The sequence below is a fragment of the Dermatophilaceae bacterium Soc4.6 genome (genome assembly GCA_039889245.1).
In the GTDB taxonomy this organism is placed as follows: Bacteria; Actinomycetota; Actinomycetes; order Actinomycetales; family Dermatophilaceae; genus Lapillicoccus.
Genome location: JAZGVH010000002.1, coordinates 235,226 through 251,419, shown reverse-complemented (window position 1 = coordinate 251,419; position 16,194 = coordinate 235,226). Strand labels below are relative to the sequence as shown.

Annotated in this window: 11 protein-coding genes, 1 tRNA gene and 2 pseudogenes; 5 read left to right on the top strand and 9 right to left on the bottom strand. The window is 70.4% G+C overall.

Going from position 1 to position 16,194, the window contains the following annotated elements; all coding sequences use genetic code 11:
• Window positions 1-2: 2 nt before the first annotated feature.
• A complete protein-coding gene (gene pta / locus V3N99_01210) occupies window positions 3-2,117 on the bottom strand; it encodes a phosphate acetyltransferase (GenBank protein MEO3935352.1) in 2,115 nt (704 codons plus the stop codon).
• Between the two features lie 17 nt (window positions 2,118-2,134).
• Window positions 2,135-3,547, bottom strand: coding sequence for an MFS transporter (locus tag V3N99_01205; GenBank protein MEO3935351.1), 1,413 nt, complete (start codon window positions 3,545-3,547; stop codon window positions 2,135-2,137).
• A 99-nt stretch (window positions 3,548-3,646) separates the two neighbouring features.
• Here V3N99_01205 and V3N99_01200 point away from each other — a divergent pair, with 99 nt between their 5' ends.
• Together V3N99_01200 and V3N99_01195 are read left to right on the top strand one after the other, a co-directional pair.
• A complete protein-coding gene (locus V3N99_01200; protein ID MEO3935350.1) occupies window positions 3,647-4,972 on the top strand; it encodes an alpha-hydroxy-acid oxidizing protein in 1,326 nt (441 codons plus the stop codon).
• A gap of 100 nt (window positions 4,973-5,072) precedes the next feature.
• A tRNA-Leu gene (locus V3N99_01195) sits at window positions 5,073-5,155 on the top strand.
• 556 nt (window positions 5,156-5,711) lie between these two features.
• On the opposite strand, the pseudogene V3N99_01190 reads toward V3N99_01195, so the two are convergent.
• The 5 genes and pseudogenes from V3N99_01190 to V3N99_01170 form a co-directional block, all read right to left on the bottom strand.
• Window positions 5,712-6,515, bottom strand: a pseudogene (locus V3N99_01190) (SDR family NAD(P)-dependent oxidoreductase).
• A gap of 164 nt (window positions 6,516-6,679) precedes the next feature.
• On the bottom strand, window positions 6,680-7,096 hold the full coding sequence (locus tag V3N99_01185) for a MarR family transcriptional regulator (GenBank protein MEO3935349.1): 417 nt from the start codon (window positions 7,094-7,096) through the stop codon (window positions 6,680-6,682).
• 32 nt (window positions 7,097-7,128) lie between these two features.
• Window positions 7,129-7,257, bottom strand: a complete 129-nt coding sequence (locus V3N99_01180; GenBank protein ID MEO3935348.1) for a hypothetical protein — start codon at window positions 7,255-7,257, stop codon at window positions 7,129-7,131.
• A 518-nt stretch (window positions 7,258-7,775) separates the two neighbouring features.
• The gene (locus V3N99_01175; protein ID MEO3935347.1) at window positions 7,776-8,636 is read right to left on the bottom strand and encodes a glycosyl hydrolase; all 861 of its coding nucleotides are present in this window, start codon (window positions 8,634-8,636) and stop codon (window positions 7,776-7,778) included.
• Between the two features lie 494 nt (window positions 8,637-9,130).
• Window positions 9,131-9,232, bottom strand: a pseudogene (locus V3N99_01170) (dihydroxyacetone kinase subunit L).
• Between the two features lie 512 nt (window positions 9,233-9,744).
• Between V3N99_01170 and V3N99_01165 the strand changes: the two are divergent.
• Together V3N99_01165 and V3N99_01160 are read left to right on the top strand one after the other, a co-directional pair.
• Window positions 9,745-10,749 carry a patatin-like phospholipase family protein gene (locus tag V3N99_01165; protein ID MEO3935346.1) on the top strand — a complete coding sequence of 335 codons (1,005 nt, stop codon included), beginning with the start codon at window positions 9,745-9,747 and terminating at the stop codon, window positions 10,747-10,749.
• Window positions 10,750-10,866: 117 nt separating this feature from the next.
• Entirely contained in the window at window positions 10,867-11,829 is a 963-nt protein-coding gene (locus V3N99_01160) for an Ig domain-containing protein (GenBank protein ID MEO3935345.1), read from the top strand.
• A gap of 744 nt (window positions 11,830-12,573) precedes the next feature.
• Here V3N99_01160 and V3N99_01155 read toward each other — a convergent pair.
• Entirely contained in the window at window positions 12,574-12,897 is a 324-nt protein-coding gene (locus V3N99_01155; GenBank protein MEO3935344.1) for a response regulator, read from the bottom strand.
• Between V3N99_01155 and V3N99_01150 the strand changes: the two genes are divergently transcribed.
• A complete protein-coding gene (locus tag V3N99_01150) occupies window positions 12,896-13,066 on the top strand; it encodes a hypothetical protein (GenBank protein ID MEO3935343.1) in 171 nt (56 codons plus the stop codon). The two genes, V3N99_01155 and V3N99_01150, sit on opposite strands and share 2 nt — an antisense overlap.
• Before the next feature lie 5 nt (window positions 13,067-13,071).
• On the opposite strand, the gene V3N99_01145 is transcribed toward V3N99_01150, so the two are convergent.
• The gene (locus V3N99_01145) at window positions 13,072-15,255 is read right to left on the bottom strand and encodes a PAS domain S-box protein (GenBank protein ID MEO3935342.1); all 2,184 of its coding nucleotides are present in this window, start codon (window positions 15,253-15,255) and stop codon (window positions 13,072-13,074) included.
• Between the last annotated feature and the right edge of the window lie 939 nt (window positions 15,256-16,194).

Genomic DNA, 16,194 nt, shown 5'->3' with positions numbered 1-16,194 from the left:
GGTCATGTCGGGGCTCCTGCGGCCGCCGGTGTCGGGGGCTCTGCAGGGGCGGCCGCCTGCACGGCGGTGATGGCCACGGTGTTGACGATGTCGCGCACGAGCGCCCCCCGGCTGAGGTCGTTGACCGGGCGGCGCAGCCCCTGCAGCACCGGGCCGATCGCGACGGCACCGGCGCTGCGCTGCACGGCCTTGTAGGTGTTGTTGCCCGTGTTGAGGTCGGGAAAGATGAGCACGGTGGCCCGCCCGGCGACGGCGGAGTCCTTCAGCTTGGCGGCGGCGACGGCCTCGTCGACGGCGGCGTCGTACTGGATGGGCCCCTCGACCGACAGATCTGGAGCCCGCTGCCGCACCAGCACCGTGGCCGACCGCACCTTCTCGACGTCGGCTCCGGTTCCCGAGCCTCCGGTCGAGTAGGACAGCATCGCGATGCGTGGCTCCACCCCGAACTGACGGGCGGTGGCTGCCGACGAGACGGCGATCTCGGCGAGCTGCTCGGCGGTCGGGTCGGGGTTGACGGCGCAGTCGCCGTAGACCAGCACCCGGTCGGCGAGACACATGAAGAAGACGGAGGACACCACCCCACCGCCTGCCGACCGCAGCATCTCCAGGGCCGGTCGGATGGTGTGGGCGGTCGTGTGCACCGAGCCGGAGACCATGCCGTCGGCCAGGCCGTCGCGCACCATCATCGTGCCGAAGCAGCTGATGTCGCCGACGGCGTCCCAGGCCTGCTCGGCGGTGACCCCCTTGTGCGCGCGGGCCGCGGCGTACTCCTCGGCGAAGCGGGTGCGCAGCCGGTCGTCGCGCGGGTCGTGGGGGTCGAGCAGGGTGGCTCCGGCCAGGTCCAGCCCGAGCTGGCCCGCCCGGGCCGCGATGAGCTCAGGGTCGCCCAGCAGCGTGAGCCGCACGACCTTGCGCCGGAGCAGCTGGTCGGCCGCCGCGAGGATGCGCGGCTCCTCGCCCTCGGGCAGCACGATGTGTCGGTCGGCCTCCCGCGCCCGGTCGAGCAGACGGTGCTCGAACATCAGCGGCGTGACCACGGTCGTCGGTGCGACGTCGAGCCGGTCGAGCAGGCCCGGCACGTCGAGGTGCTGCTCCACCAGCGCCAAGGCGGTCTCGATCTTGCGGGTCGCGGTGCGGGTGAGACGGCTCGTGACGGCCGAGAGCAGGGCGGTCGTCTGCATCGTGCCGGTGTCGCACGCGATCACCGGCACGTGCACGTCGAGACCGTCGACGAGCCGGGCCACGGGCGCCGGCAGGTCGAACCCGCCGTTGAGCAGGATGCCGCTGGGGCTGGGGAAAGTCCGTGAGCCGTGCGCCATGAGCAGGCCGAGCAGCATGTCGCCGCGGTCAGCCGGCGAGACGACGACACAGCCCTCGACCAGCCGTTCCAGTGCGTTGGGCATGGTCATGGCGGCGACGACCAGACCCGTCGCCTCACGGTCGAGGAGGGCGTCGTCGCCGTGGAGGAGCCGACCGCCCACAGCGGCCGACAGCTCGCGCACGGTGGGGGAGTCGAGCACCGGGTCGGCCGGCAGCGCGTAGGCCGCGAGCCCGCCGAGCGCCTCATTCAGCCGGTCGGCGGTGCTCGACAGGATCACCGGCGCGACGCGGTTGGCGACGACGGCCAGGATGGTGGCGTGGTGGGCCCGCGCGTCGTCGACGGTGACCACCGCCGCGGTGGCGATCTGCTCGGGGGTGCGTCCCGCCCCGGTGACCACGAGCACCATCGGCGCGTCGAGGTTGGCGGCGATGGTCGCGTTGGTGGAGAACTCCGTCGGCGTCGCGACGTCGGTGTAGTCCGAGCCGACGACGAGCACGACGTCGCAGGTGCGGGCCAGCGCGTGGAAGCGGTCGACGACGGTGCCCATCGCCCGGTCGGGGTCGTGGTGGAGGTCGTCGTAACAGACACCGGCCGCATCCGCAGCGGTCAGGCCCGTGCCGAGTCGCGACAGGAGGAGCGCCAGCACGTGGTCGGCCGCGGGGTCGTCGGTGCGCACGATGGGGCGGAAGACCCCCACGCGGCCGACCCGACGGCTGAGCTGGTCGAGCAGGCCGAGCGCCACCGCCGACTTGCCGGAGAACCCCTCGGCGGAGGCGAGATAGAGGCTGGTCGCCATGACGCCACGCTAGTGGGTCAGGGAGCGGGGTCGGCGGTGGGCTCCGGCCGAGCATCGCCACGGATCAGGGCCCAGGAGACGCCGGCCCCGGCCGCCAGCAGGGCGGCGGCCACGAGCATCGCGGCCCGGAAGCCGGCGCTGAGCGCTGCGGGGCGGGCGTAGTCGGCGCCCGACAGTCCGACGACTGCCGGCAGGGCAGCCACCGCGAGCAGGCTCCCGGTGCGGGCGACCGCGTTGTTGACCCCGCTGGCCACACCGGCGTAGCGGTCGGGGGCAGCATCGAGGACGGTCACGGTGAGGGGGGCCACCAGGAGGCACAGCCCGAGGCCGAACACGACGACCCCGGGGAGCACCCCGGACGCATAGCTGTCACCCGCACCTACCCTGCTGAGCAGCAGGACACCGCCCGCGCAGGTGAGTGGTCCGAGCGTCATCGGCACCCTGGGCCCGATCCGCGTGGACAGCTGCCCCCCGCGGGCGGCGAGCAGCAACATCAGGACGGTGAGCGGCAGGGTGGCCAGACCTGCGGCCAGCGGCGGGTAGCCCAAGGTGGTCTGCAGCTGGAGGGTGAGGAAGAAGAGCACGGCGCCGAGGGCGGCATACGTCAGGAGGGTCATGAGGTTGGCCGCGGTGAACTGTCGCGACGCGAACAGCCGGGGCGGCACCATGGGGTGGCGCTGGCGGTCCTCGAGGATGACGAAGCCCGCCAGCAGGAGCAGCCCGGTCAGGACGACCGCGGTCGCCCGCAGCGCGCCGAGCGACCCGGCCTGGATGAAGCCGTAGGTGGTCACGGCGAGGGCGAGGGTGGCCGTGAGGGCCCCCGTGACGTCGAGGTGGTGGTCGGCGAGCTCGTCGCGCGTCTCGGGCACGAGCCGCAGCGCGACGGCGACGGTGAGGGCCCCGAGGGGCACGTTGATCAGGAAGGCCCAGCGCCAGCTGGCGTACTGCACCAGCCAGCCGCCGACGAAGGGCCCTGCGGCAGAGGCGATCCCACCAAGACCGGTCCACGAGCCGATGGCCCTGGCCCGGTCGGGGGGGCGGATGCTCGCGTGGATCATCGCGAGGCTGCCGGGCACGAGCAGCGCCGCCCCGACCCCCTGCACGACCCGTGCCACGATGAGCTGGGAGGGATACTGCGCGAGCCCGCAGGCGGCGGAGGCGACCGCGAACCACGCCACACCGACGACGAAGACCCGGCGTCGACCCAGCCGGTCGCCCAGCGAGCCGCCGAGCAGGATGAGCGAGGCCATGGTGACCAGGTAGCCGTTGCTCACCCACTGCAGGTCGGCGAGGGTCGCGTGCAGGTCGGCTCCGATGCGCACGACGGCGACGTTGACCACGGTGGCGTCGAGCATCGCCATCCCGCTGCCGAGCACCGCGGCGACGACGACCCCGCGCCCGGTCCGCGATCTCAGGGCGATCTCTGACACCCCAGCATCCTGGCAGGCGGGTAGCGTGCCTGCAGCAGATGGTGTCGCGGCCGCCGCATCATCCACCGAGGGGCGTGCGCCCGCCGCAGGAGGTATGCCGTGGCTGCAGGACCCACGCCGACCGGCCCGGCCATCGGGCCGGGCCGAGCCCGCCAGAACGCCATCTACCGGGCGGGGGCGCTCGGCCGTCGACCAGTCGTGCCGACTGGCCCCGACGAGCTGGAGGCGCAGGCCCGGCGGGCGATGAGCAAGGAGGCCTGGGCCTACGTCGGCGGGGGAGCGGGAGCCGGGGCCACGATGCGGGCCAACCGGGCTGCGTTCGACCGCTGGGCGATCGTGCCGCGGATGCTGCGCGACGTCTCGAGGCGCGACCTGGGCACCGAGCTGCTCGGCCGGCGGCTGCCGGCCCCGCTCCTGCTCGCGCCGATCGGTGCTGCGGGCCTGGTGGCGCGTGACGCCGACGTGCACATCGGGGCCGCGGCAGCGCTGCTCGGGCTGCCCTACATCTTCTCCAACCAGGGAAGCTCGCCGATGGAGGAGACGGCCGCCGGGATGGGGGAGTCGCCACGGTGGTACCAGCTCTACTGGTCGACCGACGAGCAGCTGGTCGACAGCCTCATCGGGCGGGCCGAGCGGATGGGAGCCGACGCCCTCGTCGTCACGCTCGACACGACGATGCTCGGGTGGCGACCGCACGACCTCGACCTCGGATCGCTGCCCTTCGCCCGGGGCATCGGTATCGCGCAGTACACCTCGGACCCCCGGTTCCGGCAGATCGTGCGCGAGAAGGTGGCTGCCCGTCGGGCCGGGTCCGCGACCCCGTCGGGTGACCGTGTCTCTTTGACGCCGGGGGCGATCCGCACCCTGGTCTCGATGGCCCGGGAGACGCCGGGAGGGTTCGTCGACAACCTCCGCTCGCCCTATCCCCGAGCCGCCGTCGAGACCTTCCTCGAGATCTACTCCAAGCCGTCGCTCACCTGGGACGACATCGCCACCCTGCCCTCGCGGACCCGCCTTCCCGTGCTGCTCAAGGGGATCCTGCACCCCGACGACGCCCGTCGGGCCCTCGACCTCGGTGTCTCCGGGCTGGTCGTCAGCAACCACGGCGGGCGCCAGGTCGACGGGGCGATCGCCTCGCTCGACGCCCTGCCCGACGTGGTGGCGGCCGTGCGGGGTCGGGTCCCCGTGCTGCTGGACAGCGGCATCCGGACCGGCGCCGACGTGGTCAAGGCGCTCGCACTCGGGGCCGACGCCGTGACGGTCGGGCGCCCGCACGTCTACGGTCTGGCGATCGACGGCCGGGCCGGCGTGCTGGCCGTGCTGGAGAACCTCGTGGCCGAGCTCGACCTCACCCTCGGCCTATCCGGGATGACGTCCATCGGTGAGCTGCGCGAGGAGGGCGCACGGGTGTTGCGCCGCGTCTGATGCACTTGCGGCTCCGACGCCGTTTGGGAGGTGGACGACCGTGCGTGCTAACGTTTCTGGCGCAGCAGGGAACGACGAAACGGGCCCTGCTAAGCACCCTGTCCGGGTGGCGGAATGGCAGACGCGCTAGCTTGAGGTGCTAGTGCCCTAACGGGCGTGGGGGTTCAAGTCCCCCTCCGGACACGATGATGGACACACACTGCGGAGGCGGTTGCGGTGACGCGGGATCCCTCGGGGTCGTACCGCAGTGCGTGAAGACGGGGAGCGTCAAGCTGAACCGGTTGCCGTAGAAGGCCCTCTGGGGCTCGCCGATGACGACGACACTGAAGCCTCGTTGCTCATCGGCGAGTGCGGCGAGGAGCCGACAGGCCTCAGGGCGGCGCTTCCACGGGAGGGACCGCGAGCGACCAATGTCGAAGAACACCCCGACGATCATGCATCCCGCCGGCGCCACCAGTTGAGGCGCCAGGCTGACCTGCGCCACGAGCGGGCAGGATGTGACCCAGGTCGCCGAGGCGATCACCGAGCAGCTGCCGGTCGGCGAGGACCCGACACCTGGTGGAGCTGACCGTCGACCACGTCCCGAAGACTGGCGACAACCTCGGTGACGAGTTCGAGCACGCACTCGCTCTGGTCCTCGACGGTCGCGCCCGCTCATGGCAGATCTTGAGCTCGCCCGATGGAGGCCGTGGCGATGGCCAGAAGAGCGGCGCTGGGCGACTGAATCTGTCAGGGCAGGTCAATCACCAGGACGTGTGTCCCTACTGGCGCGGTCCGCGAGACCCTGACTGGCGGCGAGCAGGTCTCGCTGGCGGGTGACGTCGGTGATGAACGGGTCGGGGGTGAACCGTCCGCGCTTGCCGGCGAAGCCGGGTGACGCGGGAGACCAGTGTTCGTCCTCGAGCAGCTCGAGCAGGTGCTGGGCGACCTGGTCGGGGGTCCGCTTGTTGCGGGTGAACGGGAAGAACAGGGCCCGGGTCGTCCAGGGCAGTTCGCGCAGGATGGCGGTGTCGGTGTTGCCGGGGCCGTATCCGAGCGCGGCGATGCCGTAGCGGATGCCGGCCTGGGCGGTGAGCAGGTCGTTCGCGGTCTGGGCTTGGCTGTGGCTGGCGAACCCGGTGCGGGCGGAGACGGCGTCGAGGTCATGGAACTCGGTGCGGGCGCGCTTGGGCAGTCGGGGTGCGGCGGCGGCGATGTTGACCAGGCGGGTCTGGGGACCGAGCAGGCCGCGGCGGTGTGCCTGTTCGAGGAAGACGTAGCGGGAAAGGTAGCTGACGGCGAGGTCCTTCTCGATGCCCTCGGGGGTGTGCTCGGGTCGGGTGAGGAACACCCCGACCCCGTGGACGAGCACGTCGATGTTCGGGGTGATCGCGGCGAGGTCGTCGACGGCGGTCCGGACGGCTCGCATCGAGCTGAAGTCGCTGACGATGGCCTGCATCGAGCCGGGCAGCCGGAGCGCAGCCGACTCAGCCACCAGGTGCTCGGCCTTCTCCGCGGACCTGCCGAGGATGACGACCCGGGCGCCGTGACGGCGGAGCAGGCGGGCCGTTGCGGCAGTTGGTGCCTCCGGTGACGACGGCGGTGCGGCCGGCGTGGCGAGATGATGCGGTCATGAGGTGGGCCTCTCGTGAGTGAGTGAGGTGGTGACTGATTGAAGTTCAGGACTGAACATTTGGACGGTTGTCGAAGGGGCGCCTCTGTGCGACGTCACCTCTCGCGGATGGTGTGGAGCACGTCGGCGGTGAGGTCCATCTGCGACACCGACAGGTGCGCGAACAGCGTCAGCATGAACCGGGCCCGGGTGGGCCCGAGCGAGTCGAAGGTCTGCCGGCCGGCTTCGGTCGCCCTCAGGCGGACGGCCGCGCCGGCCGGCACCCGGTCCACGAGCCCGGCAGCCTCGAGCTTGGAGACGAGCATCGACACGTTGCCGGTGGTGACGTTCAGGCGCTCGCTCAGCTCGCGCTGAGACAGGTCCGGGGCGCTGATGACGTGGAGCAGGACCTGGAACTGGGCGTGCGTCAGGCCGAACGGCTTCAGCTCGGCCTCGACGCCCCGCGTGATGTCGTTCATCACCAGCCACAGCTCGCCGAACAGCCGCCTGGCCGACTGCTCACGCGCGCTCATGTGAGTATGTTCAGTGCTGAACAGGACTGCTGTCAAGCCGGCCGGAGGGTCCCGGGTCCCAGGGGGGAGTGGGTGAGCCGCACGACCTGGCCGTTCGTCTCGTTGAGAAGGGGGCCGAAGCCGAGGTCGTCGAGCAGGTCGACGGCGTCTGCCTTCGGCACGGGCCCGGTCCTCTTGACGAGGCGCGCACCGGTCAGGGTGTCGAGGTGCTCAGGGACCGTGTCGGGGTGCGGGTCGGCGAGTACCGAGAGGGAGGCAAGGTCGACGGGCAGCGACTGCCCACGTCGTAGCTCGAGGTCTTGGTCGCCGAGGCGCGCGCGGTGCCCGGCCCGGCCTCCGGGGCGCGGCGGCGTGGGACGGCTCGACGTTCTTCCTCGCCAACGAGGACATCGCACAGGGATGCAGCTTCACCGAGTTCCAGGCCGACCCCACCTGCGACACACCCGCTCACCGTTCTCCAACTTCTCCACCCGGATCACAGCCCTTCACTAAACCGAGTGAGGCACCACGCCCCCTCTGCGGTGCTGACCACGAGTGCGTCCCGTCACCTGACCAGGCGGTCCCGTACCACCTCGTCATCCGTGTGCACATGACCTGCTGGGCCGACACCGCTCACCCAAACGGCGGCTGCAGCACCAAGCTCTCACATCACGACGCCGACCTGGGGGCTCTCATCGGGTCAGCGGGGCGGGGCTGCGAGTTGCTCCAAGGTGGTTCGGAACGCCGGCACGTCACCGCTGCCCAGCGCATAGTGCCCGGTCGCCCCAGTCGTCTGCGGTGTCGTGTTGAAGTAGACGAACCCCGACACCCGGGTGGTTTGCCGCAGATAGGGCCCTAGGTTGCGCAGCCACGCCGCCTTACCCGCACCGTCGACCCCGATCTCGGCCAGCACCAACGGTTGCGGACCCAGCCGAGACAGGGCCTCGACCGTGGGACCGAAGGTCTCCTGCGGCTGGGAACCGCCGTGCTCGTAGCCAGTCAGGCCGAGCACGTCGACGACGTCGTCGCCGGGGTACAGCGCGCCCACGTCGTCGGCACTCCGTTCCGAGCCGAGCGCGGCAGGGGCGAACACCCACCGCACCTTCAGCTGCGGGACCTGCTGCTCGAACAGGGCGTGCACGTGCCGCCATGCCGCGACGTACTGCGCGGCGGTGTTGCCGTTGACGCCGACCGCCCACGGGTACCAGTCGCCGTTCATCTCGTGCGCGAACCGCAGGTAGATCGGGCCGCGGGAGGTGGCCAATGCGCGCGCCTGCATTCGCAGCTCGGCGTCGAAGCGGCCGGCCAGCAGCGCCGCCAGCGAATCAGCCGGGTCGAGGCGCTTGCCAACGGCCCCGCGGTGCCACGGCTCGAGCGTGACGAACGGGGTCAGCCGGGCGGCGGCCATCTGCCGCACGACCTTGGCGGTCCAGGTCGCGTCGTAGCGGATGAACATGCTCGACACCGTCGGACGCGAGCCGACGGCGGCGGCGAACGCGGTGACCGCCGCCGGCTCGGCGTCGGGCACGTCGACACCGAAGAACACCGGGTGCCATCGCACGGGGCGATCCCCGCCCGGCGAGTCACCCGCCGGCCCGCCCGGCGAGCATGCCGCCAGCCCACACGCGATGGCGACGGCGACGGCCGCCCACCTGACGGTCCACCGCGCTGACCGCCGGTGCCGGCTGGCGGCAGTCCGGTCACCTGCGGTGGGAGCACTCGGCGGCACCCGGCCAGCCCGCAGCCCCATGCCGCGACCAGCGCGGACGGAGCGGACAACACGGCTCACGTACCGAGCTTCCGGTCGATGCGTGAGATCGAAGCCAGGCACCCGTGTCACGGTACGGCACAAACGGGACTAACGGGACGGGCGCGCCGAGGGCGGGGGTCGCACCCTGTCAGGAACTCCGCCCCCGCACAGGCGGGGGAGCCGTCATCCGGTCCGGGAGATGAACAGCGACGCGGTCATGGGGGCCAGGAACGTCGACCAGCTGACGCTCATCCGAGTCGCGTCATGGTGCGCCAGGGTCAGCTCGGTCATGGGTCGGCCCAGGCTCATGCCTGCTCGGTCGATCGGCGCAGCTCCTGGAGCAGCAGGACGTAGGCCGTTGCGCCCGGGTCCGGGTGACCCGCACCCCGCTCGCCGACCCACGCAGCACGACCCCGGCGGCCCTATCCGAAATTGGGTGATGGCCTAAGAGCGTCGAATGTCGCAGAGTCTTGACCGCCCGTGTTGGTGCGGGTGACTTGGGGTTGTTGTGACGCGTCTGCTGTTGAACCCCTGGTCCCCACCGGGCCATCGCCGCCCGCTCGTGACCTTCGAGGTCCGGCCACGAGTTTCGCGAGGTCCGGTGGCCCAGGACCTTCAGACCGGCTTCAGGGCCATGCGCCGGAGAGCGCCGAGCATTGAGCGACAGGCCGCAGGGTCCCGGGACCACTTGGTGCTCTCCTCACTGCTGGGACAGCGAGGAAGCAACCATGAGCCTGACCTCTGCCCACCCGGTCTCGCGAGTCAGACCAGGAACCTTGTGTGTGGGCGAGAGCGCGTCGCTCGTTCGGGGAGCTCGTCGCCGCAGACGTTGACCAGGCACCGGTCCGCGAGGATAGTCGGGTGGCGGTAGCGCGAGCCGCGGAACGGCTTGCACCCCATGGGCTGAGGGGGGTTCGTCATGGCTGACGCAGATCTGGTGCTTGAGGGCGGCGGCGTCAAGGGCGCCGCCCTGGTTGGGGCCTTGTCGGTGCTCGACGGTGCACCGGACCCCTACCGGTTCCATCGGATCGCGGGGACGTCCGCCGGGGCCATCGTGGCGTCGCTGCTCGCGGCCGGCTACAGCGTGGGCGAGCTGAAGGAGGTGATGGACGAGCTCAACTTCTCCCAGTTCGAGGACGTCAGCCCGGTCCTGCGTCACTTCAAGCTGCTCGGCGAGGGGTTCGGGCTGCTGTTCGAGGAGGGCCTCTTCCGGGGAGACTTCCTGCACTCGTGGGTCGCCGAGAAGCTGGCGGCGAAGGGGCTGCACACGTGGGGGCAGCTGAAGGACCTCGACGCCCACAGCTCCCTGCCGCCCGAACGGCAGTACAAGCTGGTCGTCGTGGTCTCGGACGTCTCCCGCGGCCGCGAGCTCCGCCTGCCGTGGGACTACCAGAAGCTGTGTGGGGTCTCCCCGGACAACCAGCCCGTCGCCGATGCCGTCCGGGCGTCGGCGTCGATCCCCTTCTTCTTCCGCCCGTTCCGGATGAGGGTGGACCCGGCCGTCGCCGGCGGCCACCCCGAGATCCTGTGCACGGACGGGGGGATGCTGTCGAACTTCCCCATCGACCTGTTCGACCGCACCGACGGGGGCCAGCCGCGCTGGCCCACCCTCGGGGTCAAGCTCTCGGCGAAGGCGCAAGCCATCGACCCGGGGTGGCACCCGAACCCTGGCCCGCTCGAGCTCGCGACGTCGCTGATCTCGACGATGACCAATGCCCACGACCAGCTGTACGTCAGCGACCCGTCCTTCTCCTCCCGGACGGTCTTCGTCGACACGACGGGCTACAAAGCGACCGACTTCCACCTGACCGCTGACGACAAGGCCACCTTGTTCAGCAATGGCGTCTCAGCCGGGACGGCGTTCGTGGACACCTGGGACTGGGAGGGATGGAAGGCGCAGTACCGCCCCACCGCTGCCTCATGAGGCCCGCCCAAGGCGGCGGCGGCCACCCGTGCGTGATGAGCGCCCCCCATTCGTGCCCACGGAAGTGAGCCCTGATCGTGAGCCCCGACCAACGAGTAGCACCGTGAAGGGAGACCGATGAGCGCGTGGACTGAGCTTGCGACGTGGATAACCCCGCAGGATGTCATCACCCCGACGTCGTTGCCGACCTCGACAGGGACCTCGACGGCGGTCTCGACGGGGACCGGTGGGGGTGCGGGGGGTGCGGACAACGTCGGAGCGTTGCCCGACTGGCTCCTGACCGACCTGGTCGTCATTGTCGTGGCCATCGTCGCGGCCATGTTCGTCTTGAGCTGGTGGAGCTTGAGCGCGCCGCGGTCGACGCTGAGGAACGTCCTGGGTCTGAACGCTATTCGACGGCGAGCTAGGGAAGACAACTCGAAACTCATCACCCCGGAGCTGATCAGCACCCTTGCGACGTCGGCTCGCAGCGGCAAGCGCACGACCCGCACGACGTTGGCTGTCGGTGGTTTCTCCGTCTTGTTCGTTGTCGTCCTGGGGGTTTTCGGCCTCTCCGGAGCGGGCGTGCGGGACCTGCGGTCGCAGGTCGTTGCGTCCTTGACGACCCTCGTCGCCACGATCGCGGGGTTCTACTTTGGCGCTCAGACCGCGGCGGGGTCCTCGTCCGGGTCCGGGTCCGGGACCGCTGCCACTACGGCGGCGCCCCAGATTCGTCCGGTGAAGGGCGGTCCGCAGTTCACCGCAGGCAAGGCCGGCCACTGGGCCCCCAGCCTCTCGGGGTCCCCAACGCCGACAGTGCAGCTGGCCGACGGGAGCGCCCCTCTGCCGGTGGGGCTCACCTTGGACGCGGCCACGGGCGCCATCTACGGGACACCGACGTCAGCAGGGACCACCCAGGTCGCCCTGGTGGCCAACAACGGCCTACCGCCGGCGGCCACGCTGGACGTCACCATCACCGTCGCCCCCGCCGCTGCAGCGGATGACGCTGCTGCCGGTGTGGGTGCTGGGGGTGCTGGCGATGCGGCGGGCGACGGCGCGGAGCCCGCTGGTCCTGCGGATGGTGTGGTCGCGCCTGGGTGACGGGGGGCCGCCGGCTCGGACGGGGACACCTCCTGAGCAGACCTCTCGGGGCGTCAGATCATCTTCGGGAAGGTGCGCTCCTTCACGGCCACCCACCGAAGGCCATCCACAGGTTCTGGTCATTGCTACCCGGATGATCGTTCAGACCAAGGCGGCAAGTAGCGGTGGTGCCCACCACCACAGGCCCATGACCAACGCCGACGGCCAGCATGGCGACACCGGCAACGAGGACGACGCCTCCGATCAGTCCACGCAGCCGCAGACCGCGTGGCGCCATACCGACGTCGCGGGACATGGCGGCGACCGGCGGGGTGCGCGCGGCCTTGAGAGCGGGGAGGGTCGCTGCGGCCGGGGTGACCAGTGTGGTGCGGTGGGACCCTGCGAGCAGCACACGTGGGCGGCCAGGTCGATTGCCGCACCGGGCCTCGCGGCACACAGGACGATCTCCACCTCGGCTCCCTCCTCGGGGTTTGCGTCGTTACGTAAACCAGTCCAGGGGAAGGAGCATCCAGGCTCACGGGACGGATTCGCCGGCAGCGGTGTTCGGCCAGCCTCGGGCAGCCGCGCACCTCGTCCCAGGAGCGTCTCAGCCACGCCCGCGACCGGTTCTGCCGCACGGGCCGACGGTCACGCAGCCCGGCTCAACCCCGCCCTGGCGCGCTCGGACCAGCAACAGTCCGCCGTTGCGCGGGCACTCGGCTGAACTGAGCACGACCGGATTCGGCTGTAGAGCACCGGGGCGACTCAGAGTCTGGCGGCGAGCTCGTCGAAGTACTCCAGCATCAACCCGAGGTCGTGTGGCTTGGTCCAGAACTGGTCGGCACCGGCATCCACCAGCGGCGCCGCCTTGGCCCCGATCGTGCCGGCACTGAGCACCACGACAGGGATGTCGCTCGTCTCGCGGTCCTGCTTGAGGGCCGTGAGCACCTGGTCGCCCGTGCCGTCGGGAAGGTGCATGTCGAGCAAGATCAGGTCTGGACGTTGTGTGCGCGCGGCCTCGATCCCGGTGCTGACGAGACCTGCGTGGACAAGTCGCCAGACTGGTCGCAGCTCGAGGATGTCTGCCATGACGCTGACACTCTCGAGGTGGTCCTCGATGTACAACAGCACGAGTGATCGCGCGGATGTGCCGTTCGTGTGGGCGTCGGCTGTGGAGGGCTCCATCGGTCAGGACACCGCCGAACCCGTGTGGTGCGGCTGCTGGGCGTCGCTCATGGTCGATCCTGGGCAGTGGTGACGCGATCAGAGGTCACTGTCGACGCCTCCAGCGAAGGTGAGGATGCCGGGAAGGGTGACCGTGAAGATGCTCCCGAGGCCGTCTGCTGTCTCGACCTCGAGCCGGCCGCCCATCAGGTTGACCAAGCGTCTGGACAGCGGCAGACCGATCCCCGTGCCTTCGATGTCGGTCGACTGACGTCCCAGCCGGTCGAAGGCGTGGAACAGCCGGGGGAGGTCCACCTCGGGGATGCCGAGGCCGGTATCGATGACAGCGATGTCGACGGTCCCGGTGTCGTCGTCGGCGTTGATCTCGATGGTGACGCTGCCGCCGGGGCGGTTGTACTTGACGGCATTGGACAGCAGGTTGAGCAGCACCTGCCGCAGGCGGCGCGGATCTGCGGTGACTCGGCAGGCCGTCGCCAGGAGCGGGTCGAAGTGCAGCGCCAGGCTCAGCTGTGTGGCGCGCGGCTGGACGAGCGGCAGGGTGTCGGCGATGAGCTCGGCCACGGCGAACTCCTGCTGGGTCACCGTGAGACGGTCCCCATCGATGGCGGTGATGTCGAGGACGTCGTCGATCATCGCGAGCAGGTGTCTGCCTCCAGCGAGGATGTGCTTGACATGTCCCTCCCGTTTGAGGCTGAGGGGGTCGATCTCGAGGAGCTGCGCGTACCCGAGGACGGCATTGAGTGGGGTGCGCAGCTCGTGGCTGAGTCTCGAGAGGAACTCGTCCTTGGCCGCGTTGGCGCGCTCGGCCTCCGCCTGCGCGACGGCCAGGGCGGCTTCCGCGGCCTTCCGGGCGGTGATGTCCTCGGAGATGGTGGTGTACCGGCGCACGGTCCCGTCCGGGTCGACGATCGGGGTCACCCGGGTGAGGAGCCAGCGTGTCCGCCCGTCCGCACGGACCAGTTGCCACTCCAAGGTCACCGCCTCGCCCGCGGCGGTCCGGGTCAGGATCGCACAGGTCCCGACCTGGTCCGGGTGTGCTTCGGCCAACGAATCGGCAAGCGGGGGAACGGGTCCGGATGGATCGACACCCATGAGGGTCAGGTAGGCGGCGTTGGCGTACAAGGCTTCAGGGGGATCCAGCTGGCCGAGCATGAAGCCGACGTCGGTGTGGGTCGCCAGCTCGTGAAACCGCTCGGCCATTTGTGCTTCGGCGGACTTGCGCAGAGTGATGTCGTGGACCTGTGACACCAGATACGACGGGAGTCCTTGGGCATCGCGGACGACGGTGACCGCGAAGTGGACCCAGATCGGCTCACCAGACGCGCGGATGTAGCGCTTGTCGGTGTCCCAGTGCGTCGTGACACCGTCGGCCAGGAGCGCGATGTTCGTCTCGGTGCTCTGACGGTCGTCGGGATGGGTGATGGCTGTAGACGTGGTGGCCAGCAGCTCGTCCTCGGAGTATCCGGTCAGGGCGCAGTAGGCGGGGTTGACCTGGACGAGCCGGCCTGGACGGTCACCGTGCAGGTCGATCAACGCCATGCCGATGGGCGCCCGGTCGAAGGCGATCCGAAAGCGTTCGTCACTGACCTGCAGCTGGGCGTCGGCAACCTGGTAGGCGCTGACTTCCCGGATGCTCGCCAAGACCGCATGACCAGTCGGCAGGGTGATCGAGCTGACGTCGACCTCCACCGGCAAGGTCGTGCCGTCCTTGCGAACGGCGAAGATGCTCGGCCCAGCGATCCGGTCGAGGGGGGTGTCACCCCTGGTCACGGCCTGCGTGCTGGCGCGAAGAGCGTCGTGGAGGTCAGCACCGACGATCACCTGCACCGGGCTTCCCACCAGCTCATCTGGCTGGTACCCGAACAGCGCTACCGCTTGCGCGTTGATTCGCTCGATCACCCCTGCGGAGTCGATCACGACTACCGGGGCGGGCACGGCTTGCAGCAGCCGCCACGCTCGGCTCTCGCTGTCGGCCAGCTCCAGCTCCATCGCGGCGTTCGCCACCGACCAGTACCGGTCGATCGACGACGCTGCCCGGTCGGACGACGAGGTGTCCCGGTCGAGGCTCGACGACAGCCGATCGTGGGCTCCTGCGACCCGGTCTGCGAGGGCGACACCTCGTCGGAGCGCAAAGAGGTCGCGGTCGCCGGCCGACGCAGCCCGGTCGGCTTGCGCCGTCTCACGATCGAGCCCGGCCGTCCCCCGGTCGATCCTGGACCTGTCTCGTCTCGCAGCCCCGGCGACCCGGTCGGCTGACCCCATTGCCCGGTCAACTGCTGCCTCAGAGCGTTGATGGGCCGCGGCAAACCGGTCTGCCTGCGCCGATCGGCGATCCGAAGCGACCAGGGCCAGGTACGGGAGCATGGCCGCCGAGCTCCGGGTCTCGCTGGGGGACCTCGATCGCGCGCTCCGGGCGCTCTTCTCCACGTCTTGGTCTCGTGTGTCGGCGGTCCGGTCGCGCTGGTCGGCCTCCGTGTCGGCTCGGGCGGCGCCGAGGTCACGAACCTCGGCGGCGAGATCCCTCTGGAGCGCGGTGTCGTCCCGGTCTGCACCCGAGGTGTCGTCCTGTGTGGCGCTGGTGTCGCGACGCGTAGCCTCAGCATCGCGTCGCAGGGCGCCCGCGTCGCGATCAGAAGCGGCACTGCCGCTTACCTCAGCCGCTTGGTCACCGAGGCTCGACAGCGCGTCCCGTCGGTCGGCATCCAGGTCGCGCCGACCGGCAACGCCGTCTCGCAGGCCAGCCGCGTCGTCGAGAGCGTCGGCGGCCGCGCCTCGACGCTCCCCACCGGCACGCGCGCCGTCCGGCGTCGTGGGGGTGTCAGACATGCTGGCGAACCCGATGAGCCCACAGGTCGGCCAGCCACTGGGGCGCGGTCGGTGCCTCCCAATTCATGTGAGGCCCACCCATCGGTTGCGTCCCGGTTGACACCGAGGCATAAGCGGATCATAGCGGCAAGCAAGACAAAATATCGGACATGTCACCGGACGACGCCGGACACCCTTCCCTCCGAACGGATCCGCCAGGATGGGGCCACTGGAGCGGGGGGCTGATGCGCCAAGGCCGTCGTGCTGCCGCGTCGGTGCTACTGACCTGGAGGCCGCTACCCATCGCCTCGGTGAGATTTGGGCCGACGGCTGGCGACGACCTCCGGTCGCATGTGATGGATCGGTGGGCGACCAGGCACATCATCATCCCGGTTG